This is a genomic window from Pollutimonas rozaliensis (genome assembly GCF_048751585.1).
In the GTDB taxonomy this organism is placed as follows: domain Bacteria; phylum Pseudomonadota; class Gammaproteobacteria; order Burkholderiales; family Burkholderiaceae_B.
Map to the genome: position 1 here is coordinate 326,424 of NZ_JAZHOB010000006.1, position 20,706 is coordinate 347,129.

General features: G+C 59.0%; 21 protein-coding genes, 2 tRNA genes and 1 pseudogene. 8 read left to right on the forward strand and 16 right to left on the reverse strand.

The window, feature by feature from the left end; translation table 11 throughout:
• Window positions 1-89: 89 nt before the first annotated feature.
• The 4 genes from V0R37_RS13450 to V0R37_RS13465 form a co-directional block, all read right to left on the reverse strand.
• Window positions 90-1,982, reverse strand: a complete 1,893-nt coding sequence (locus V0R37_RS13450; RefSeq protein ID WP_420375003.1) for a TRAP transporter large permease — start codon at window positions 1,980-1,982, stop codon at window positions 90-92.
• Window positions 1,979-2,608, reverse strand: a complete 630-nt coding sequence (locus V0R37_RS13455; RefSeq protein ID WP_420375004.1) for a TRAP transporter small permease subunit — start codon at window positions 2,606-2,608, stop codon at window positions 1,979-1,981. Before V0R37_RS13455 ends, V0R37_RS13450 begins: the two co-directional genes overlap by 4 nt.
• 124 nt (window positions 2,609-2,732) lie before the next feature.
• A complete protein-coding gene (locus V0R37_RS13460; RefSeq protein ID WP_420375005.1) occupies window positions 2,733-3,893 on the reverse strand; it encodes a TRAP transporter substrate-binding protein in 1,161 nt (386 codons plus the stop codon).
• A 321-nt stretch (window positions 3,894-4,214) separates the two neighbouring features.
• Window positions 4,215-4,397, reverse strand: a complete 183-nt coding sequence (locus V0R37_RS13465) for a hypothetical protein (RefSeq protein WP_420375006.1) — start codon at window positions 4,395-4,397, stop codon at window positions 4,215-4,217.
• 138 nt (window positions 4,398-4,535) lie between these two features.
• Here V0R37_RS13465 and V0R37_RS13470 point away from each other — a divergent pair, with 138 nt between their 5' ends.
• The gene (locus V0R37_RS13470) at window positions 4,536-5,639 is read left to right on the forward strand and encodes a mechanosensitive ion channel family protein (RefSeq protein WP_420375007.1); all 1,104 of its coding nucleotides are present in this window, start codon (window positions 4,536-4,538) and stop codon (window positions 5,637-5,639) included.
• Window positions 5,640-5,641: 2 nt separating this feature from the next.
• Here the strand turns inward: V0R37_RS13470 and V0R37_RS13475 are convergent.
• From V0R37_RS13475 to V0R37_RS13485, 3 genes and pseudogenes are all read right to left on the reverse strand, one after another.
• A pseudogene (locus V0R37_RS13475) lies at window positions 5,642-5,851 on the reverse strand (DUF3820 family protein); the annotation flags it as partial.
• Window positions 5,852-5,855: 4 nt separating this feature from the next.
• Window positions 5,856-6,278, reverse strand: coding sequence for a VOC family protein (locus tag V0R37_RS13480; RefSeq protein WP_420375008.1), 423 nt, complete (start codon window positions 6,276-6,278; stop codon window positions 5,856-5,858).
• A 22-nt stretch (window positions 6,279-6,300) separates the two neighbouring features.
• The gene (locus tag V0R37_RS13485) at window positions 6,301-7,518 is read right to left on the reverse strand and encodes an MFS transporter (protein WP_420375009.1); all 1,218 of its coding nucleotides are present in this window, start codon (window positions 7,516-7,518) and stop codon (window positions 6,301-6,303) included.
• A gap of 323 nt (window positions 7,519-7,841) precedes the next feature.
• On the opposite strand from V0R37_RS13485, the gene V0R37_RS13490 reads away from it, so the two are divergent.
• The 4 genes from V0R37_RS13490 (at window position 7,842) to V0R37_RS13505 (ending at window position 11,098) form a co-directional block, all read left to right on the forward strand.
• Window positions 7,842-8,645: an outer membrane protein gene (locus V0R37_RS13490; protein ID WP_420375010.1), complete on the forward strand. Its 804-nt coding sequence runs from the start codon at window positions 7,842-7,844 to the stop codon at window positions 8,643-8,645.
• Between the two features lie 286 nt (window positions 8,646-8,931).
• Entirely contained in the window at window positions 8,932-10,077 is a 1,146-nt protein-coding gene (locus tag V0R37_RS13495; RefSeq protein ID WP_420375011.1) for a Fic family protein, read from the forward strand.
• Window positions 10,078-10,550: 473 nt separating this feature from the next.
• Window positions 10,551-10,799 (forward strand): type II toxin-antitoxin system CcdA family antitoxin, encoded by a 249-nt coding sequence (locus V0R37_RS13500; protein WP_420375012.1) that lies wholly within the window; start codon window positions 10,551-10,553, stop codon window positions 10,797-10,799.
• Window positions 10,799-11,098 (forward strand): CcdB family protein, encoded by a 300-nt coding sequence (locus tag V0R37_RS13505; RefSeq protein WP_420375013.1) that lies wholly within the window; start codon window positions 10,799-10,801, stop codon window positions 11,096-11,098. The genes V0R37_RS13500 and V0R37_RS13505 overlap by 1 nt, the downstream gene beginning before the upstream one ends.
• Here the strand turns inward: V0R37_RS13505 and V0R37_RS13510 are convergent.
• The 4 genes from V0R37_RS13510 to V0R37_RS13525 form a co-directional block, all read right to left on the reverse strand.
• Window positions 11,018-11,206 carry a Mov34/MPN/PAD-1 family protein gene (locus V0R37_RS13510; RefSeq protein ID WP_420375014.1) on the reverse strand — a complete coding sequence of 63 codons (189 nt, stop codon included), beginning with the start codon at window positions 11,204-11,206 and terminating at the stop codon, window positions 11,018-11,020. The genes V0R37_RS13505 and V0R37_RS13510 overlap by 81 nt on opposite strands.
• A gap of 644 nt (window positions 11,207-11,850) precedes the next feature.
• Window positions 11,851-12,156, reverse strand: a complete 306-nt coding sequence (locus tag V0R37_RS13515) for a hypothetical protein (protein WP_420375015.1) — start codon at window positions 12,154-12,156, stop codon at window positions 11,851-11,853.
• A 203-nt stretch (window positions 12,157-12,359) separates the two neighbouring features.
• Window positions 12,360-12,436 (reverse strand) — tRNA-Met (locus V0R37_RS13520).
• A gap of 301 nt (window positions 12,437-12,737) precedes the next feature.
• Entirely contained in the window at window positions 12,738-14,432 is a 1,695-nt protein-coding gene (locus V0R37_RS13525; protein WP_420375016.1) for an FMN-binding glutamate synthase family protein, read from the reverse strand.
• A gap of 152 nt (window positions 14,433-14,584) precedes the next feature.
• Between V0R37_RS13525 and sugE the strand changes: the two genes are divergently transcribed.
• Both sugE and V0R37_RS13535 read left to right on the forward strand, forming a co-directional pair.
• Window positions 14,585-14,899: a quaternary ammonium compound efflux SMR transporter SugE gene (gene sugE / locus V0R37_RS13530; protein WP_420375039.1), complete on the forward strand. Its 315-nt coding sequence runs from the start codon at window positions 14,585-14,587 to the stop codon at window positions 14,897-14,899.
• 17 nt (window positions 14,900-14,916) lie between these two features.
• A complete protein-coding gene (locus tag V0R37_RS13535; protein WP_420375017.1) occupies window positions 14,917-15,351 on the forward strand; it encodes a GNAT family N-acetyltransferase in 435 nt (144 codons plus the stop codon).
• A 15-nt stretch (window positions 15,352-15,366) separates the two neighbouring features.
• Here the strand turns inward: V0R37_RS13535 and leuB are convergent, their stop codons facing one another.
• From leuB to V0R37_RS13555, 4 genes are read right to left on the reverse strand one after another with little or no spacing between them, the layout of a single operon-like run.
• Entirely contained in the window at window positions 15,367-16,443 is a 1,077-nt protein-coding gene (leuB, locus tag V0R37_RS13540; protein WP_420375018.1) for a 3-isopropylmalate dehydrogenase, read from the reverse strand.
• A gap of 47 nt (window positions 16,444-16,490) precedes the next feature.
• Entirely contained in the window at window positions 16,491-17,090 is a 600-nt protein-coding gene (gene leuD, locus V0R37_RS13545) for a 3-isopropylmalate dehydratase small subunit (RefSeq protein ID WP_420375019.1), read from the reverse strand.
• A 3-nt stretch (window positions 17,091-17,093) separates the two neighbouring features.
• On the reverse strand, window positions 17,094-18,518 hold the full coding sequence (gene leuC / locus V0R37_RS13550; RefSeq protein ID WP_420375020.1) for a 3-isopropylmalate dehydratase large subunit: 1,425 nt from the start codon (window positions 18,516-18,518) through the stop codon (window positions 17,094-17,096).
• A gap of 33 nt (window positions 18,519-18,551) precedes the next feature.
• Window positions 18,552-19,523 carry a Bug family tripartite tricarboxylate transporter substrate binding protein gene (locus V0R37_RS13555; protein WP_420375021.1) on the reverse strand — a complete coding sequence of 324 codons (972 nt, stop codon included), beginning with the start codon at window positions 19,521-19,523 and terminating at the stop codon, window positions 18,552-18,554.
• A gap of 100 nt (window positions 19,524-19,623) precedes the next feature.
• Between V0R37_RS13555 and gcvA the strand changes: the two genes are divergently transcribed.
• Window positions 19,624-20,601: a transcriptional regulator GcvA gene (gcvA, locus tag V0R37_RS13560; RefSeq protein ID WP_420375022.1), complete on the forward strand. Its 978-nt coding sequence runs from the start codon at window positions 19,624-19,626 to the stop codon at window positions 20,599-20,601.
• Between the two features lie 28 nt (window positions 20,602-20,629).
• On the opposite strand, the gene V0R37_RS13565 is transcribed toward gcvA, so the two are convergent.
• A tRNA-Leu gene (locus tag V0R37_RS13565) sits at window positions 20,630-20,706 on the reverse strand.

Below are 20,706 nucleotides of genomic sequence, written 5' to 3' on the forward strand. Positions count from 1 at the left end.
TCACGAACCTGCCGACCATAAAAAAACCGGCTCCTTGCGGAGCCGGCTGCTGCCAGGGGCCTTGGCGGCCCTCTTGTTATCTACCAGGATCAGTAAAGCACCCTGGGGAGCCACAGTCCGATTTCGGGGAATACGTACAGCATCACGATGGCGATGATCTGTATTCCCATGAAAGGCAGCATGCCCGCGAAGATCTGGTTCAGGGTGACGTGCGGCGGCGCAACCCCCTTCAGGTAGAACGCGGACATGGCGACCGGCGGCGACAGGAAGGCCGTTTGCAGGTTAAGCGCGACCAGCAGGCCGAAGAATAGCGGATCGATCTGGTAGTGCGCCAGTAAGGGCAGGAAGATGGGCATGAAGATCACGATGATCTCGGTCCATTCCAGGGGCCAGCCCAGCAGGAAAATGACGATTTGCGCCAGGATCATGAACTGGACCGGGGTCAGGTCCATGCCCAATACCCAGCTGTTGATGATCTCTTGTCCGCCCAGCAGTGCGAATGCCGCCGAGAAGATGCTGGAGCCCACGAACAGCCAGCACACCATGGCGCTGGTCTTGGCCGCCAGGTACACCGACTCCTTCAGCATTTCCATGTTCAATCGCCGGTAGGCCAGCGCCAGCAACAGGCCGCCGAACGAGCCCATGGCCGCCGCTTCCGATGGCGTGGCAAGTCCGAACACGATGCTGCCCAGGACCGCCAGAATCATGATGGCCAGCGGGAAGAACGAGCTGAGCAGCATCTTGAAGACTTCAAGGCGGGCAAAGGTGAAGATGGTGTAGAAGATCAGCAGCAGGATCGTGCCCACAGCCAGGGTGATCCAGAAGCTGAGTGGTGCCGAAATGGAATCGGCCGTTGCTTCGCCCGCCGCGTCGCCGCTTGCGGCGGCGGCAGGCTGGGCTGGCTCCGCCCCTGCGGGTTCGGCCAGGCCGGTGGATCCTTCCGGTTCTTGAAGGCCACCGCTACTGGCCAGGCTGTTGTCGAACCCGCCGGCAAAGCCCATTTCCACCAGGCCGCTTTCCTGGACGGCGGCGGGCTTGGTTACGATTTCGTAGCTAAGCAGCATGGCGGCGGCGAACACCAGGGCGGGCAGCAGCGCGATGACAAGGTGATTGAACAAGGTGCGCATCGGCACGTTCGCATTGCGCTTGCCTTTCATGGCGCCGATCAGGCCGGGGAGTACCCGGTTGCTGACGGTGTCCTTGACGATCTGCGCGAACTCGGGCAGCGTTACGCGACGTTCTTCCTCGGACAGCGGAGGCGCCGACTTGGGGCTGACTTTCGCCACGATCATGATGTACAGGACGTACAGCAGGGCCAGCATGATGCCGGGGAAGAAGGCCCCCGCATACAGCTTGACCACCGATACCCCGGCCACCGCGCCGTACACGATAAGCAGCACCGATGGCGGGATCATGATGCCCAGGCAGCCGCCGGCGGTAATGGCACCGGCGGTCAGCCGGATGCTGTAGCCTGCCTTGAGCATGGCCGGCAGGGCCAGCAGGCCCATCAGCGTGACCACGGCGCCCACGATGCCCGTTGCCGTGGCGAACACGGCGCAGGTAATGACCGTGGCGACGGCCAGCGAGCCCGGCACGCGGGCCATGGCCAGGTGCATGCTTTTGAACAGTTTTTCAATGAGGTTGGCGCGTTCGACCAAATAGCCCATGAAAATGAACAGCGGCACGGCAATCAGCACGTCATTGGTCATGACTGCATAAGTGCGCAGCACCATCAGGTCCAGCGTTTGTTCTATGGCGATCTGCGGCCCCATGCCGCGATAGGCCAGGTAGGTGAACATGACGCCCATGCCCATCAGGGTAAAGGCGGTGGGGAACCCCAGCATGATGGTGACGACGATCAGGCCCAGCATCAGCAGGCCCAGGTGGCCGTTGGTGATGTCCGCCGGCGAGGGCATAAGCACTATCAGCGCGATGACGACGGCCACTAATATAGAGAGGCCGAACCATATCTCTTTTCTCATGGTTGCTTCCCTTTTTCTTGGTCGATGACTATGGAGTCAAGCGCATTGATTTCATTGGTGTCCACGTGCACCATGTCTTTGAGTTTGTCCACGTCGACTTCTTCGACGTCTTTATCGCGCTTGGGCCAGTCGCCGTGCTTCAGGCACTGGATGCAGTAGACGATCTCGACAAAGCCCTGGAACAGCAGCGTGACGCCGGCCAGGGGGATGATGAACTTGAACGGGTAGATGGGCGGGCCGTCGGCGGTAATGGTGGAGTGCTCATTGATCATGTAGGACTCCATGGCATAGTTATAGCCCGCCCAGGCCAGCGCCACGACGCCGGGTATGAAGAACAATATGTACAGGGTCAGATCCAGGCCGGCCTGCAGGCGCGGCGGGAAGAAGCCATACAGCACGTCGCCGCGCACGTGTCCGTTCTTGGACAATGTGTAGGCGCCGGCCATCATGAACAGTGCGCCATACATCATGTTCATGGCGTCGAAGGCCCATGCATGGGGCTCGCCCAGGGCGTAGCGCGAAAACACTTCATAAGTCACGAACAGCGTCAATGCCAGGACAAACCAGCCAAAAAGCTGCCCTATCCAGGTGTTGACCCGGTCTATGGTTTGCAAAAATTTTTGCATGGTAGATTCACCTTGCTAGGGAAGAAGCAGGGGAACCGCGCACAAGATGCCGCGGCTCCTGGCAGCCGATTTAAAAAACACTACCCGTACAGCTGGGTAGTGTTTGGTGCAGCACAATTGCGGCTTAGCTCTTCTTGGCGGCCGGCTTTTTGCCGAAGTAATGGTTGTATGCCATGCGCCGATTGTTGTTGGTGTCCATGTCCCATGACACCGCGCGCGATGCAAAAGCGCGTTGCGACTCTTCGATTTCCTTGAAAAGCGGATTGGTTTTGCCCTTTGTGGCGACGATGTCGTCCCAGACCGTAAGCTGCTCTTGCAGGATGGCGTCGGGCGTCTTGTAGAACTTGACGCCGTCTTCCTTTTGCAGCTTGATGTAGTCTTGCGAGTAGCGGTTGACCGCCTTCCAGGACATGTCGGCCGAGGCGGCTTCCACGGCATTGGCGATGATGGCTTTCATCTTGTCGGGCAAGGCCTTGTACTTGTCCTTGTTGAAGATGATTTCGAAGGTTTCCGACGACTGGTGGAAGCTTTGCAGCATGCACACCTTGGACACGTCGGGGAAGCCCAGCAGGCGATCCGATGTGGCGTTGTTGAACTCGGCGCCGTCCAGCAGGCCGCGGTCCAGGGCCGGAACGATTTCGCCGCCGGGCAGGGCGTTGACCGCCGCGCCCATGGCCGTGAACAAGTCGATGGCTAGGCCGTTGGTGCGGAACTTCAGGCCTTTCAGGTCGGCCGTCTTGGTGACCGGCTTCTTGAACCAGCCGAAGGCTTGCGTGGGCATGGGGCCGCTAAGGAAGGACTCCACGTTGCCGCCGATTTGGTCATACAGTTTGACCAGCAGTTCTTTACCGCCGCCGTATTTGTGCCAAGCGAGAACCATGTTGGCGTCCATGCCGAAGGCCGGGCCGGACGAGTACAGAGCCAGGGCGTTTTGCTTGCCGTAGTTATAGCCCAGCACGCCGTGGCCGCCATCCAGGGTTCCTTTCGATACGGCATCGAGCAGTGCGAATGCGGGCACGACAGCGCCTGCCGGCAGGACTTCGATCTTGAGTTCGCCGCCAGTCATGTCGTTGATCTTCTTGGCGAAGTCCAGGGCGTACTCGTGGAAAATATCGACCGTCGGCCAGGTGCTCTGGAAACGGAAATTGATGGGGGTCTGTGCGCTGACGATGGCGGGGAAGCCCATGCCCACCGCGGCCACCGTACCGGCGGCGGCGCCGCCTAGGAACTGGCGGCGCGACGACTTGGCGGGGGCAAGGTTGTCCAATTTAGCACTGCTTTTCATTTTCTGTGTCTCCTGGCTTATATGACTACGTATCGTTGGTTGCAACAAGGTACAAACTATCAACTGCCGTCGCTTTTATAGGCTATCCGAATAGGCGAGTCAACAATTTGTAAGCCGGGCAAATTCAAGTACCAGGAATAAAAAAATTTTTGAGTTTTGTTTGAAACCCAATGTCCATAAGGGTTTCCGGAGGATGTTTAGGTTTGAATATTTAGGCTGGCGAGGATTTTCTTTCCCTGGCTGGCAGGGTTATCACGTAGAAATTCGGTGTTTCCACTAGGTCCCGAATCGTGGCTCTGCGCCACATTCGGGGAGGAACCGTCATGGGCGCCGCGCGCCTTGCCCGCGGTTGCGTTGACTGCTCTGATCCTGGCCTGTGCCGATCTGGCTGGTATGGCCGTCTTTCTTGCTTCGGTTCTGCTGGTCTCGATGGCTGCGTTGCTCCTCGCGAAGACGGTCATCTTTTTGCAGGGTCTCGTTGGACTGGCCGGGTCTATTCGTCATGGCGATTCCTTGGTCGTGGGTTGAAGAGGCGGCTGCGGCAGCCGTCTTCGTTTTGCCAGCAATCGGCATTCCCGGTACAGGGGCATGGCATTTGCTGCCGCATCGCCGTGCCCGTACTCAATTCAAAGGAGCGGAACGATGCGCGAGTGGTGGCTGGAAACCGAGGTGTTGTCTATTCCCGTGTGGAACTGGCTGTCGGCGCTGGTGGTTGCCGGCCTGATCTTGGTGGTTTTGCTGTTGATCCGGCAATGGGTGCGCAGGCGGGCCGGCAGTGATCCGGAGCATAAGCGCAGCATTTTCTTCCGCATGTTTTTCCAGATTGCAGCCAGCACCAGTTCGTTCGCCTTGTTTGCCCTGGCTGTGTTGGTCGGGGTGAAATTTCTGGATATGCCCCTGGCTTGGCGAGCCGGAATATCACAGTTGTGGTTCGTGGCCGTGGTGCTGCAGGTGGCGCTGTGGCTGAACGGGGCCATCACATTCGGCCTGGCGCGGTATCTGGAGCGCCATGCCGACCTGAATGCCGTCGCGATGAGTATCGTCGGGTTTGCGGCCAGGGCCGTGCTTTGGGTGGTGGCGGTCCTTGCCGTGCTGGATAATCTTGGAGTGAACATCACGGCTTTTATCGCCAGCCTGGGCATAGGCGGCGTGGCGGTTGCCTTGGCGGCACAGGTGGTATTAAGCGATTTGTTCGCCTCTGTTTCGATAGGGCTGGATAAGCCCTTTGAGCCCGGCGACTTTATCGTGGTCGGCGGCATCGCCGGCAGCATCGAGCACGTGGGCTTGAAGACGACGCGTATCCGCAGCCTGGGCGGCGAGCAGATCGTCTGCTCCAATACAGAGCTGTTGAAGCAGACCATACAAAACTACAAGCGCATGCAGTTGCGCCGTATTGCCTTCCGCTTCAGCTTGGCGTACGGAGCCGAACCGCAACAGGCGGAAGAGATTGCGCATTCCGTCAGGGCGTTGATCCAGGAACAAGATGGCACGCGTTTCGATCGGGCGCACCTGCTGCAATTTACCGAGCGCGGGCTGGAGTACGAGGTGGTGTATTACGTGCTAAGCGCCGAATACAACCAGTATATGGATATCCAGCAGGCCATCAATCTGGGCATCATGCGTGAAGTGGCGCAGCGGGGCTTGAGCTTCGGCCGTGGCGAAATGAGGGTCTATCAAGAGTCTGGTCCGGATGGCAACAAGTCCGGCTCGGAGGGCGGCAAGGAATCGGCGGCCGAGGGCGGGTAGCGCCGCGTCCGCAGCGGCGTCAACAAGGAGGAAAGCCCGTTGTGATCCAGTTCCTGCATCAAGGCCAGAAGGCGGCCGATCTCTCCTTTGGGAAAGCCTTCCCGGGCGAACCAGTTCAAGTAGTGGCCGGGCAGGTCCGCGATAAGACGCCCCTTGTATTTGCCGTAAGGCATGCTGCGCGTCAGCAGCAACTCCAGATCGTCGGGATTCATGGCGTCAGTCTTGCGGCAACAATTCGGGATTCCAGACAACCTCCCAAAGATGGCCGTCGGGATCCTGGAAATAACCGGCATAACCTCCCCAGAACGTGTCTTGGGCGGGTTTGACGATGACCGCTCCGGCACCCTTGGCCTGATCCATGGCGTCGTCCACTTCTTTCCTGGACGATACGTTATGCCCCAGCGAGAGCTCCGTGGCGCTGGGCGGGCCCAAGGCCAGCCCCGAATCGTGCGCAAGGCTTTTACGCGGCCATATGGCCAGTTTCAGTCCCGGCTGCAGATCGAAGAAGGCAACGGCTCCGTGTTCGAATTGCTGGCCTATGATGCCTTCCGTGGCCAGTTGCAATCCATCGCGATAAAAGCGCAGTGAGCGTTCAAGATCGTCGACACCCAGGGTAATGACGGTTACTCGTGGCTTCATTCTGTGCTCCTTGGCTTGGCCGCTATTGCGCCGCCTGCTTGTCGCGCGGCAGGAACACCAGGACAAGCAAGGTGCAAATGCCCGCGCAGCCGAAAGCGTAATCGTAGCGGCCGCTGAACGCCACAAATGCGGCGAAGGCGGCCGGCACCAGCATATTGACCAGGTTGACCAGGATGCTGGATCCCGCCGAGGTTTCGGAAATAAGGTTGGGCGGCGAGCGCCGCGCCACTTCGGCAATGTGCACGCCGTTCCAGCTGGCCGCCGAGCAGCCGGCAATGAATGCCAGCGCCACAATGCTCCAAAAGGGCCATTCAGGCTTGCTCAATCCCAGAAGCACGGTTGTCGTCGCCGACAAGATCGCCACCATTGAAAGCGATGCGGTGGCCGATCGCAAGCGGTCGGAAAGCCATCCCCATGCAATGCGGCCCAGCACGCCGCCCGCTTGCATGACGGCAAATACCACGCCGGCCAGGCCAAGGGAGTATCCCAGTCCGTCTATCAGGTAGATGACCGTGAAGGTGAACCAGCAGCTTTGGGAAACGGCGAACAGGCTGCCGACTATGGATGTTTTCAGCAGGCTGCCATTGCTCATCAAAGACTGCAAGGGAACCCAAAGGGTATATAGCGAATGCAGGCCTGGCAGGCTGAAATGCCACCTTTCTGTATCGCTTGTGTCGTCCAGTCCGGCGCTCATGCGCCACGTCAGGATGGTTGGCAACGCGACCAGGAGCGCGCAGGCGAAGAGGGCGATGCGCCATCCCGCTACGGCAATCATGATGGGGATGATCAATCCGGCTATGACCCCGCCCAGGGGTACGCCGGCTTGCTTGATGGAAAATATAAGATTGCGTTTCCCGGGCGGTGAAAAGCGCTGCAGGACTTCGCTGCCGGCCGGGTTGGCGGTGCCCCCGCTCAGCCCCATTACAAAGCACGCGGCCAGGGCGACGCCAACGTTGGAATGCAGAAAGAGCGCCATGCTGGCAGCTCCCAGCAATAGGCAGAGCTGTAAGGTGCGCATCCCGCCCACCTGTTTCATCAGGGTCGATCCGGCGACCAGAATGGCGAGCCCGCCCAGCGAATTGGTGGCTGTCAGGTAACCGATGGAACTGCCGCCCCATCCGAACTCGTCGGACATTGCCGGGGCAATGATGGGAATAAACCGTGCCAGGAACGACGTCGTGGTTTGCAGGATGAAAATTGCCGCGATGGGTACAAGCCAGGCGGGCGCCGCCTTTATCATTAAGAATCTCTTTTTTTGCCGGAGTGCTGCGGATAGGGTGCAGATGCTCTATTTTATACGTGCGTCACGGGTCTGATCAGGCTTTCGGCTATATGGCCGCGATTCGGGCGAAAGAACTTAAAAGTGTTGCACTCGGTCTTCGGTATCTACACGATGAAATCGTCGCTGCTATTGACCTTTTGTTTCGTGGATTCTAAGGACGCTTTGCTTGGCTATGTCGTTGGCCGTTGGTTGACATCTGGCCAGGCCGTATCCTCAAACCGACAAACCGGCTAGCATGCCTGCATGTAACGATTGTTTACCCAAACAAGAGGGGTCAAGGCATGAAAAAACTATCGAGTTTTTTATTTATAGTTTTCTGTTCATTCGGTGCAAGCTCGAGTCTAGCCGCCGATGCCCCAGACAAGGCAGGCGCTTACATCGGTGTGTTTGCCGGCTATGGGGCTGCCGGTTCGGCCAGCTTGCAGCAAAAAGGAGGGGTTTACGATCCGGCTCCGGACCTTAAGTTTTTACCCATCAATGCCAGGGGGGACACAGGAAGCAAGAGTCTTGCCCTAGCTGGTGTTCAAGCCGGTTATGAATGGGCCGGCTGGAAATTCGGACGCTCAAAATGGGGGCTGAAACCTGCCGCTGAGCTTGAAGGCATCTATCTGGGCAAACATTCGCCCATCGGCACGATGCCAATCATTCCGCGATTCCTGGGGACGCAATATGTCACCATTCCCATGACGGCCGGCATTTTTTTGGCAAATGCCGTTTTTACCTTTCAAACTCCATATTCAAGCAAGGTTTTCCCTTATCTTGGAGTCGGCGCGGGCGTAGCGCACATCTCTATTAAGGGCTCGGACTCGGCAAATCCGTCCGAACCGGGTATCAATCACTTCAATTCGAACCCCGATGCTTCGGACTCGGCCTTCGCCATGCAACTAAAGGCAGGGCTCAAAGCAGACGTCGATACGAACTTATCGCTATTCGCCGAATACCGATATCTGTCCATTTACTCGACGAGCTATACCTTCGGGTCGACCAACTACCCTGGGGTTCACCAGCCTACCGCGCCCTGGCATGTCAACCTGGGGCGCCAGAACTACAACCTGTTCGTCGCCGGCTTGCGCTATAAATTCTGATTTCCATGCTTCTAAAAGCATAAGGTGCATTGGGCAAGCCTGGAAACGTAGGCAAATAAAAAGGGCTCTTCAATTGTTGCCAAGGCGGATGCCAGGCCATTACCACGCACCAGTCCAAACAGCTCGGTCGCCTCGCCCTGGTGGCGTCCTCAGCTATCGGAGCGGGTATGACGCGAAGCCCGTCGAAGGACGCCTCTATGTAACGCGCGGAAATCGACCGCGAACGCTTGAGCTGCCCGGACTCACCATCAAGGTTATTCCGGGACCCGGCGCGGTCGATGGCGACATGCCCTACAAGAACCTTTTCCTGGCCAGCCAATCCCGCTGGTTGTTGGAGAACATGGCGACTGGCCGTGGTGTAAGTGAAAGAGTGCTTCCCCAGGAGACGCTCGAGGTCGAGCTCGACAAACTTCTTTCGATTCGGGGGGAGCATCGGTTCAACCAACTCGGGGATGCCTGCCGCACGTTAGCGAACAAGATTGGCAGGGAAAAGGAGTTCAAGCGTCTGGATGGCATCATGGGAGCCTTGCTGGGTACCCACGAGAGCAAAAAGTTACACGGCAAGCAGGCGCTCGCACGCGCCACCGACCGTCCCTATGACCCCGACCGTCTAGTGCTGTTCGATACCCTGTTCAGCGGCCTACGGGCCCCGGTCTTGCCGGAGGTGACCGCCACAGCGGAAACAGGAGTCGCACGCGAGAACTTCGCTTTTTTTGAGTCCTACTTCTCGAACTATATCGAAGGCACTACATTCCTGGTCAGCGAGGCCGAAGAAATCGTGTTTGAAGGCAAGCTCATACCGAACCGGACGGAGGACTCTCACGACATTTTGGGTACCTTCCAGGCCGCGATGCAAGCCCCTTGGCGCGACCAACCGGCAAGCTCGGCGGACGACTTCCTGCATTGGCTCAAGAGCGTCAACGCGCTGGTGATGCAGTCCAGGTTGGACAAGAGCCCAGGCGAGTGGAAGAACCAGAACAACCAGGCCGGGGCGACGCTATTCGTGGCCCATGAACTTGTACCGGGCACGCTGCGGGAAGGCTTCGAGCGGATTCAGGCGCTGGAGGACCCCCTTGCCCGCGCGCTGATGACTATGTTTGTTGTCTCCGAGGTTCACCCCTTCAAGGACGGCAACGGCAGAACAGCGCGCCTGGCCATGAACAGCGTACTAAGCGCCGCCGGACTGTCGCGCATCATTGTGCCGACGGTCTATCGCGAGGATTATCTGTTGCCGCTGAAAAGCCTGTCGAACCATGCCGACGCGACACCCTACATCCGGGCCATGACTCGCATCCATGCCTGGACGGCGGCCTTTGACTACACCCAGCCCCGGCCCGGCCTCTATGAGGCGCTCAAGAGGTGCAACGCCTTTGAAGAAGACCTACGAAACTACCGACTGGTGTTCCCCGAGGTCAACGCAGAAGGGGCTTAATGCGGCCTCGCCCCGGCTTACTGAGCTTTTAACCATTGCGTGATGCTTGCTGTCCTGGAGACCTTCCGTAGGCTCACACCCTGACGCTGATGCTGATTGCGTCTCGGAGCGCTGGACCGCTATTTATAACGTAGCGTCGTGGGTCGACGTTACAAGCGAAGCTTGGGAGCAACTACGCTGGCGTGCGACAATAGAAAAAGGCCGGAAACCCGCATGTATGCTGGCTTCCGGCCTTTAGTATCTTGGTGGCGCATCCCTGATGCTGGAAATTTGCATAGGAGTTCGTAAAGTAATTATGATTATCAATGGTTTACAAGCTGCTTGGCGCTAGTGTATCAGCGTGGTGTACCAGCCTCCAAGCGAAATCGATTACGAAAATTTTGGGCAGAAACACCTTTCTTGTATTGCTAGTATGCGCATATAATTTATTGAGAAAGGTGCGCATGGTTGCGCTACTGAACAAGGAGATTGTCATGCTGACCGTCAACCGCCCGCGCAGTGCGGCCAAGCGTGCCACGAATGTGTCACTGCCTGAGGACCTGCTTTCCGAGGCCAAGGCTTTGCAAATTAATATCTCGCAGGCCGCTGAAGCCGGTGTTGCGCAGGCCGTCGCACGCACGCGCAGCCAGCGTTGGCTTGCCGAGAACCAGGATGCCATCGAGAGTTCCAATACCTTCGTTGAGAAACACGGCCTTCCTCTGGCGAAGTACCGGATGTTCTGATGAGCCGCTACGACGTTTACCCCAATCCGTCAGGCAGTGGATACCTTCTTGATGTCCAGGCGGACATCCTGCAGCCGCTGAATACGAGAGCTGTTGTGCCACTGCTACCACTTGGCGAGGCGCCCAAACCAGCAAAGACACTTAACCCTGTTTTTGACATAGGTGGTGAACCCTACGCGATGGTGACGCAATACATCGCTGCAGTTCCGGACAGGGAGCTACAGAACCCCGTATGCAGTCTCCGACAGTTGCACGACGATATTGTGGGTGCCATTGACTTTTTGTTTCATGGATTCTGACTTGTCAGAGCGGGAGGCCGATGGGGATGGCACCGGCTCCGGGTGTGAATGCCATAGCCCGATGCAGTGCAGTCCCTTGGAGAACATCCTCTTGCGCTGCCCGGGCAACTTGGTATTGGAGGGCCTCGCTCATGGTGCGCCCATGACTGAGCGGTAGTCTCTGGTTCGCATGACAGAATCGTAGCGGGAGCCGTCCAGGGGCACGATGGCGCGCAGAGGGACCTGGCCTGGGACAGGAAGGGCGTCGTAGAAAGCTTTTGTCCTTACCCAGCTCCACACAGTTGCCTCGGTGCATTGGCCATCAAGCACGGCGAGGACCCGTTCTGTAGCGAATGCCGCGCCTTGCCAGGCATCCGCAGCGCCGTAGGGGTGGAAGCCGGCCCCACAAGCAGGTAAATCCACTCTGATATCAAAGCCAGAGAATCCGGCCGCATTGACTTTGTCATCAGCGGGGTCTGATGCTGGCCATGGGTCATCCGCTAAGGTCAAGACAACGTGGGCTGCTGAGCAATAGGGCTCAAGCCAGGCATGTAGAACTGGGGTATTTCCGAAAGCAAGTGGGCGCCATTGCGAGAGTACTGTTCGCACACTGCTCTCACCGGTGCATTCGACGACCAAGTCGTATTCCTTGTGGTTTTCCACCCTGGCCAGCCATTCAGCCACACGTGCTTGATAACCAGTGATTTGAAGGCCTGGGATATCTTGGCGAAGCCGGGCCGCAAGAGCTTCCGCCTTGGCTCGCTCAAGCGAGGTCAGGCCAAGGACGTGTCTGCTGCGGGGGTCAGCTCATCAGGCAGCATGGACTGGCATTGCAGCTCATGCCCGGCAAGCACTGCTTCCTGGTAGCGTGCAAGGATTGTTGGAATCATCCAACGCTCCAGCGGGTCAGTCACCGCATCGGGGTCGTCGAACTCGGCTTGCAAGGCCCTCAAGTTGGCCACAGCGTTAAGGGGGCAGGCGCCTTCACGCCATTTTTCGGCTTCGAGGAACAGTTTGTCCACTTCGTCCGCCGTGATGCGGCATCGCCGAATGGCTTCACGAGTGATGGAGGTTTGCATCTAGCTATACGTTGGATGTCGCTGGTTGTCGGACGGTGTGTGTACCAGTCTTGTGTACCAGCTACTTCGTCTAGCAACTTGTCGTTGACGCTAAAATGGAACCCACTTTAGGTTATAAATATCCCTTTAAAATCAAATGATTACGAATTAAAAGAACAAAAAACTGCCCCGAACCTTGCGGTGTCGGGGCAGCTTGTATTCTTTGGTGGCGCATCCCTGATTCGAACAGGGGACCTGCGGATTATGATTCCGTCGCTCTAACCGGCTGAGCTAATGCGCCAAAGTCCGACACTTTAGCATATTTTTTTTGGTTTGTGTAGCGGCAAAACGGGCTGGTTGGCAGCGAAAAACGATTGCCACGGTCCGAAGGCCGAGCCGTCGATATGGCAAGCCTGATTGCACGCGACGGGAGGCCAAAAAATCAAAGGCCCCGCCTTTTGGCGGGGCCCTACTGCCGGTATGGCAGTGGACACTACGCTGAAGGTAGTGTCGGATTAACTACCGGAGAGGTAGCTATACTGCCGTCAGGCAGCGATTCAACGATAATTCCAAGCTGCGGCAAATGCAAGTACGGGAAAATACTAGGTCGGAACGCTGTGTGCCTTGTGGGTGTCGCTGGCATCGTCGGGTAGCGGGCTGTTGGCATTGCCCGATAGCGCCGCGCTAAGGCTGTATAGGGGGGCGAAGGATTCGGCCTGCGCCATGGGCCAGCCGGTTCTGAATATGGTCAGGCGGAACTTGCCCTCCAGCAGCTCGCCTTTTTCCAGGTCCGGGAACAGGGCGGACAGTACCCGTACTTCGCCGTTGGAAATACGCTTGGCGATATGATGCGGGCGTAGTTCGTCCGGGTGCCGTAGGCCGGCGGCGCCCAGCAGCTCTGCCAAGGCCTTTAGGGTGTTTCCATGGAAGCCGGCGACCCGCAGCGATTTGTCGCCCACCACCAATGCGGCCTGGCGCTTGGGGTCCTGTGTGGTGACGCCGGTGGGGCACTTGCCCGTATGACAGGCCTGCGCCTGTATGCATCCGATGGCGAACATGAATCCGCGCGCGCTGTTGCACCAGTCGGCGCCCAGCGCCATGACCCGGGCCATGTCGAAGGCGCTGATGATCTTGCCCGATGCGCCCAGCTTGATCTGTTCGCGCAGGCCTATGCCTACCAAGGTGTTGTGCACCAGGCGCAGTCCTTCGCGCAGTGGCGTTCCCACATGGTCCACGAATTCGATGGGAGCAGCGCCGGTGCCGCCTTCCGCGCCGTCGACCACGATGAAGTCCGGCGTGATGCCGGTCTTGAGCATGGCTTTGGCAATGGCGAACCACTCCCAGGGATGGCCGATGCACAGCTTGAATCCGACGGGCTTGCCGCCGGACAGCGTACGCAGGCGCGCCACGAAATGCATGAGCTCGATGGGGGTGGTGAAGGCGCTGTGCTTGGCGGGTGAATTGCAGTCTTGCCATACGGGCACGCCCCGCGCCTCGGCGATTTCGGGGGTGACTTTGGGGCCGGGCAATATGCCGCCATGGCCGGGCTTGGCCCCTTGCGACAGCTTGATTTCTATCATCTTGATGCTGGGCTGGCGGGCACGGTTGGTAAAGATTTCCTCGGAAAAATTTCCCTTTTCATCGCCGCAGCCGAAATAGCCCGAGCCGATGTTCCAGATAAGGTCGCCCTGGTGTTCCAGATGGTAGCGGCTGACGCCGCCCTCGCCGGTGTCGTGGGCGAAGTTGCCCAGCGCCGCGCCTTTGTTAAGCGCCAACACCGCATTGGCCGAGAGGGCGCCAAAGCTCATCGCCGATATGTTCAGCGCCGATAGGGAGTAGGGCTGGGTGCAATCGGGACCGCCGACCGTGATGCGGAAATCGCTGGTCTCAGGGTGGGCCGGTTCCATCGAATGGTTGATCCATTCGTAGTCGGTACGGTACACGTCGCCCTGTGTGCCGAAGGGGCGCTTGTCGATCTGGCGCTTGGCGCGCTGATACACCAGCGAGCGGTCCACGCGGGAGAACGGCAGCGAGGTGGTGTCGTCCTCGAAGAAGTACTGCCGCATTTCAGGGCGTATGGATTCGAACAGGAAACGCAGGTTGCCGATCACCGGGTAGTTGCGCCGGATGGCATGCCGGGTTTGCCGCAAATCCCACATGCCCAGGACCGTCAGCGCGGCGAATACCGCCGCGGCGAGCAGCCACCAGGCATCAGCGGCCATCCCCATGGCAAGAAAAACCAGCGTGCCCAGTATGGCCAGGTAAAAGGCGGTGTAGCGTGTTAACAGGCGGTCCATATGTTTCCTTTGTTTCGAGGTGTTGCCGTCATATTGCCTGGCAATAGTAAAATGCATACCTTTCCAACAGCAAGGACGGCCTTGCCGCTTAGCATTGTCAAGCGCCCATGCAAGGGGACGGCCCCTGTCGGAGAACCATTATGTCGATATCCATGTCCTGGCTGGTCTTGATTATTGCAGGCCTTTTTGAAACGGGCTGGGCCATAGGCCTGAAATACACCGAAGGCTTCACCCGTTTTTGGCCCAGCGTGGGTACATTGCTGGCAATGCTGATAAGCGTGGTGATGCTGGGAATGGCCATGAAGCAACTGCCTGTAGGCTCAGCTTACGCCGTTTGGGTGGGGATAGGCGCCGTGGGAACGGTTATATTAGGCATCATCCTGCTTGGCGATTCAGCCAGTCTTCCCCGACTGATCAGCGTCGGCTTCATTATCCTGGGGATCATCGGCCTGAAGCTGGCCGGTTGAAACAAGGGGGCATACACTTGGGTCAGAAAATAAAAATCGTTGTGGGCGATTGGGCTGCATGCCGGCACGACGCCGCGGCCATTCGGCACGAGGTTTTTGTTGTGGAACAACATGTGCCCCCCGAACTGGAAATGGACGAGCATGACAGGGATTGCGTACATGTCGTCGCTTACGATGAGCAGGGCGGGGCGCTGGGAACCGGCCGCTTATTGCCCAATGCGCATATCGGCAGGATGGCGGTCCGGCTAGACTGCCGCGGCGCCGGCGTCGGTTCGAGGCTGCTGGCGGCATTGGTGGACGAGGCCAGGCGCCGCCATTACATGGAAGTGGTGCTCTCCGCACAACTGCATGCGCAGGATTTCTACGCCCGGCACGGTTTCGTGCCGGAAGGGACCTCCTACATGGATGCCGGCATCGAGCATGTAACCATGCGGCGCGCCCTGACGGCTTAAGATTCGCGTTCCTTTCTAGGCGCCGCTGGCTATGGCGGCGGCCACCGCATCCCCCATTTCCGAAGTGCCTATTTGCTTGCAGCCGGCTTGCGCGATGTCGCCTGTGCGGTACCCATCGGCCAGCACCTTGCGTACCGCGCGCTCCACCCGGTCGGCATTATCGGGCTGATTGAATGAGTATCTAAGCATCATGCCCATTGAAAGTATGGATGCGATCGGGTTAGCCAAGTTACGGCCGGCGATATCCGGCGCTGTCCCATGTACCGGTTCATACAGGCCTTTCTTGTCGAGCGCCAGCGATGCCGATGGCAGCATGCCGATGGAGCCGGTCAGCATCGCGGCGGCGTCCGAGAGGATATCGCCGAAGATATTGCCAGTTACCATGACATCGAACTGTTTTGGGGCGCGCATAAGCATCATCGCCGCGGCGTCCACGAATAAATGCGTCAGTTCGACATCCGGATATTGTTTGGAAACGCGCGTGACCACCTCGCGCCACAGCTGCATGGTCTCCAGGACGTTTGCCTTGTCCACCGAGCAAACCTTGCGGCGGCGTTGCCGAGCCGTCTGGAATGCCACATGCGCGATGCGTTCGATTTCAGACTCCGAGTAGCGCATGGTGTTGTAGCCTTCGCGTTCTCCGGACGCCAGTGTGTGGATGCCGCGCGGTTCTCCGAAGTAGATGTCGCCGGTCAGCTCGCGCAGTATCATCAGGTCCAGTCCCTCCACGATCTCCGGCCTCAAGCTGGATGCACCCGCCAGTTCGGGGAACAGGAAGGCGGGGCGGAAATTGGCGAACAGTCCCAGTTTTTTTCGCAAGCGCAACAGGCTCGCGCCGGGGCGCATGGCATAAGGAATGGTTTCGTCGCCCGGGACGCCGGCGGCGCCGAACAGGATGGCATCCGCGGCGCTTGCTATTTCGGCGGTTTCGGCGGGCAGCGGGTCGCCCGCGGCGTCTATGCCCGCCTGGCCTATGGGCGCTTCGATCAGTTGCAGCGCCGTATCTTGGTCCAGGACGGCGCGCAATGCCTTTACGGCTTCGCTTGTCACTTCTTTACCTATGCCGTCGCCTGGCAGGACTGCGATTCTCATTAAGTGTTCCTCGATGGTAAACAGATGGATGGCTGTTGAGTCCGGCGCTATGGATACGCGGTGGTGTGGTGTTGTTCGAATGCGGTGATCTGGTCGGCCTTTTGCAAGGTGTAGTCGATTTCATTCAAGCCTTCGACCAGGCATTTTTTTGAAAAGGCGTCAATGTCGAATCGATGAACGACGCCATCGGGAGCCGTAACGGTCTGGGCTGGAAGATCGACAATCAACCGTATGCCGGGCTTGGCCTGCGCCATTTCCAGCAGGCGGGCGGTCACGGGGGCGGGCAGCACCACCGGCAGCAGGCCGTTCTTGAGCGCATTGGAGAAAAAAATATCGCCGAAACTGGGTGCGATCATGGCGCGAAAACCATAGTCATGCAAAGCCCATACTGCATGCTCGCGCGATGAGCCGCAGCCGAAGTTTTCTTGCGCCACCACGATGCGGGCCTGGCGGTAGGCTTGCTTGTTCAGCAAGAAGTCCGGATTTTCCTTGCCTTCTTTATCGAAGCGCAGATCGCGGAACAGGAATTGGCCGAAATCATCCGAGCGCGGCTTTTGCAGATAGCGCGCGGGAATGATCTGGTCGGTATCGACGTTGGATCGGGCGATAGGCAGTATCGCGGCGTCGAGATGGGGGAAGGGCTGCATGTTTCAGCTCCTGGATGGAAGTTGCCGCACATCGACCAGATGGCCTGCGATGGCGGCAGCCGCCGCCATGGCCGGGCTCATCAGGTGGGTGCGCGCCCCGGGGCCCTGGCGTCCGACGAAGTTGCGGTTCGATGTCGAAGCGCAGCGCTGCTGCGGCGCCACCAGGTCGCCATTGGTGGCCAGGCACATGGAACAGCCGGCATGGCGCCAGTCGAACCCCGCGTCGCGAAATATCTTGTCCAATCCCTCTCGCTCGGCTTGCGCCTTCACCAAGCCCGAGCCGGGCACAACCCAGGCTTGGACGCCCTTTGCGATATGCCGTCCCTGGGCCACGGCGGCGGCGCTGCGCAGATCTTCAATGCGGCCATTGGTGCAGGAGCCGATGAAGACCCGATCGACGGCGATATCGACCAGCGGGGTGCCGGACCGCAGGCCCATATAGGCCAGGGTGCGCTCCATCGCATCGCGCCTCCGGGGATCTTGCGCGGCGCTGGGGTCCGGCACCCGCCCGGAGATCGGCAAAGCGTCTTCGGGGCTATTGCCCCAGGTGACCATGGGCTCAATTTCATCCGCGTGCATCGCTACTTCCCGATCGAATTCCGCGCCAGGGTCGCTGGGCAGGGTGCGCCAGCCCGCCACGGCGGCGTCCCAATCGGCCCCGGTTGGAGCGTAGGGACGGCCTTTGATCCAGGCAAAGGTGATCTCGTCCGGAGCGATCATGCCGGCGCGCGCACCGGCTTCGATCGACATATTGCACACGGTCAGCCGGCCTTCCATTGACAGTGCGGTGATGGCGGGGCCGGCATACTCGATGACATGCCCCGTGGCTCCCGCGGCGCCGATGCGGCTGATGATCGCCAGGATGACGTCTTTTGCCGTGACGCCGTCTGCAAGGCGCCCGCCTATGGTCACCCGCAAGGTGGCGGGCTTGTTCTGCCAGATCGATTGCGTCGCCAATACATGGGCCACCTCGGAGGCGCCTATCCCAAAGGCCAGAGCGCCCAATGCGCCGTGGGTAGAGGTGTGGCTGTCGCCGCAGACGATCAGCGAGCCGGGCAGGCTCAGGCCCTGCTCCGGCGCAACGACATGCACTATTCCCTGCCGAGGATCCTCCAGCCCGAAGTATTCAACACCCGCCCCGGTGCTGTCGTTGCGCAGCGCGTCAACCATGGCCCGTTTTTCCGGATCGGCGATATCGGCCATGTTGCGGCTGTCGGTCGGCACATAATGGTCGGGCGTTGCGAAAGCGCGCTGCGGCGCGCGCAACGACAGGCCTTGCTGGCGCAACATCTCGAAGGCGGGCGCCGAACCGTCCTGGATCAGATGGCGATCCACATACAGCAGGCTCTGGCCATCTTCACGGCGCAGTATTTCATGGCGCGACCAGATTTTCTCGAACAGGCTGCGGGGCGGAGGAGTTGTTGGCATGATGTCTACGATATGGGTTGCACAGATAGGGACTCAGTCCAGCTTGGCGCCGGACAGTTTCACGATACTTTCGTAGCGCTTGGTTTCGGATGCCATGAAGGCACCGAACTCTTCGGGAGTGCCGCCGCCTATTTCCGCGCCATAATCGGCCATCAGGGCGAGCACCCTCTTGTCGGACTTGAGCGCTTCGTTGGCCTCGCGGTTAAGCCTGTCGATAATGGGTTTTGGCGTGCCGGCGGGTGCCATCAGGCCGTACCAGGACGAGGCATATATGGGCATGCCCAGTTCGGCAAAGGTCGGCACATCAGGCAACGCCGGGTTGCGTTTTTTCGATGCCACGGCCAGCGCCCTGAGCTTGCCGCCGGCGATGAGGGGCAGGCAAGTGGTCGTGTCCAGCATCAAGGAAATCTGGCCCGCCATCAGGTCGGCCTCGGCCGGCGAGGTGCCTTTGTACGGTACATGGACGATGTTGATGTTCGCCGTGCTCATGAACTGGACTGCGGCCAGGTGTTGCGAGGACCCGACCCCTCCCGATCCGTAGTTCAGTTTTCCGGGATTGGCCTTGGCATAGTCAACGACGTCCTGTACGGTCTTGAAGGGCGATGCCGTAGGGACGACCAGGATATTGGGGACCGACGAGACGAACATAATGGGGGCGAAATCCTTGACGGGATCGAAGCCCAGCTTGGAATACAAGTGAACGTTGACCGCATTGGGGCTGATTGAACCCATCAGCAGGTTATAGCCGTCGGGCTCGCTGCGTGCGGCGATCGCTGTGCCGATGTTGCCGCCGGCGCCGGCGCGGTTGTCCACCACAATGGATTGGCCGAGCCGTTTGGATAGTGGTTCGGCCAAGATGCGGCCCATGGTGTCCACTCCGCCACCCGGTGGCCAAGGAACGTACAAGCGGATGGCATGGGTGGGATAGTCTTGCGCCTGCGCGACGCAAGCCAAACTGCCGCAGGCCAGCAGTATTCCAGTCAGCCAAGCATGTATCTTATTCATGATCGAAGTCTCCTTTGGTCTCTTTGGTCTTTTATAGTTCTGCCTGGTCATTCTTGAATAAACAGAGCCCTCTGGCAAACACAATTAAGGCATAATAGGGATGAGTAAAACTCATGCCTGGGGCCGTCTTATGCGTCGTTTGCCTCCCTTGAACGCCTTGCGTGCTTTCGAAGCCGCGGCACGCAACACCAGCTTTACCCGTGCCGCCCGCGAGCTATGCGTGACCCAGGGTGCGGTCAGCCGCCATGTAGGCGCGCTGGAGGACTGGCTGAAAATCAAGCTGTTTGAACGTGGGCGCTATGGGATAGAACTCACTAGCCAAGGCGCCGTATATTTCCGCACGATTAAAAACGCGCTCGACCAGATTGAATACGGCAGCCAGCAACTGCGCCAGAGTCCGGATGAAAACCGGTTGCGCATCAAGTTGCCGCCGACCTTTGCGATTCGTTGGCTGGTGCCGCGGCTGGCCCGCTTCCATGCCTTGCATCCGAATATCGATGTCCAGATCACCACTTCGCACCAGCGTGCCGATTTTGATCGGGAGGACGTGGACGTCAGCATCCATTCCGAGGCTCATCATCCCGGCGATTCGGCTGATTCACGATATCTTTATCTGTTTGGGGAAACCCTGCTGCCGGTATGCGCCCCGGGCCTGCTTCAAAAGGAGCCGGCGCTGTCGGAGCCCGGCGATTTGGCGGGCCATGTACTGCTGTGCTCGATGAATCGCCCCATGGACTGGCCGACTTGGCTGGAGGCCGCACAGGCCGGACATATCGATGGCAACAGCGGGTTGAAATTCGAGAATGCCGCGTTGGCCTACCAAGCGGCCACTGATCAGTTGGGCGTGATGGTGGCGCAGTTGGCCTTCGTCAATGACGATCTTGCGTCCGGCCGTTTGGTGGCGCCTTTCAGGCTGAGAGTGACGACGCCGGGCGCATACTATCTGGCTTATCGGGCGGACGTCCCCAAGCCGGCCCGCATCCAGACATTCGAAGGCTGGATACTTGCGGAAGCGGATGCCATGAACCGGCAATTCGCGGACCAGGGCGGTCAAGAAAAAAACCCAGCCAAACAATAAGCTTGACTGGGTTTTCTGTATTTGGCGTTGGTGCCCAGGAGAGGACTCGAACCTCCACACCTTGCGGCACATGGACCTGAACCATGCGCGTCTACCAATTCCGCC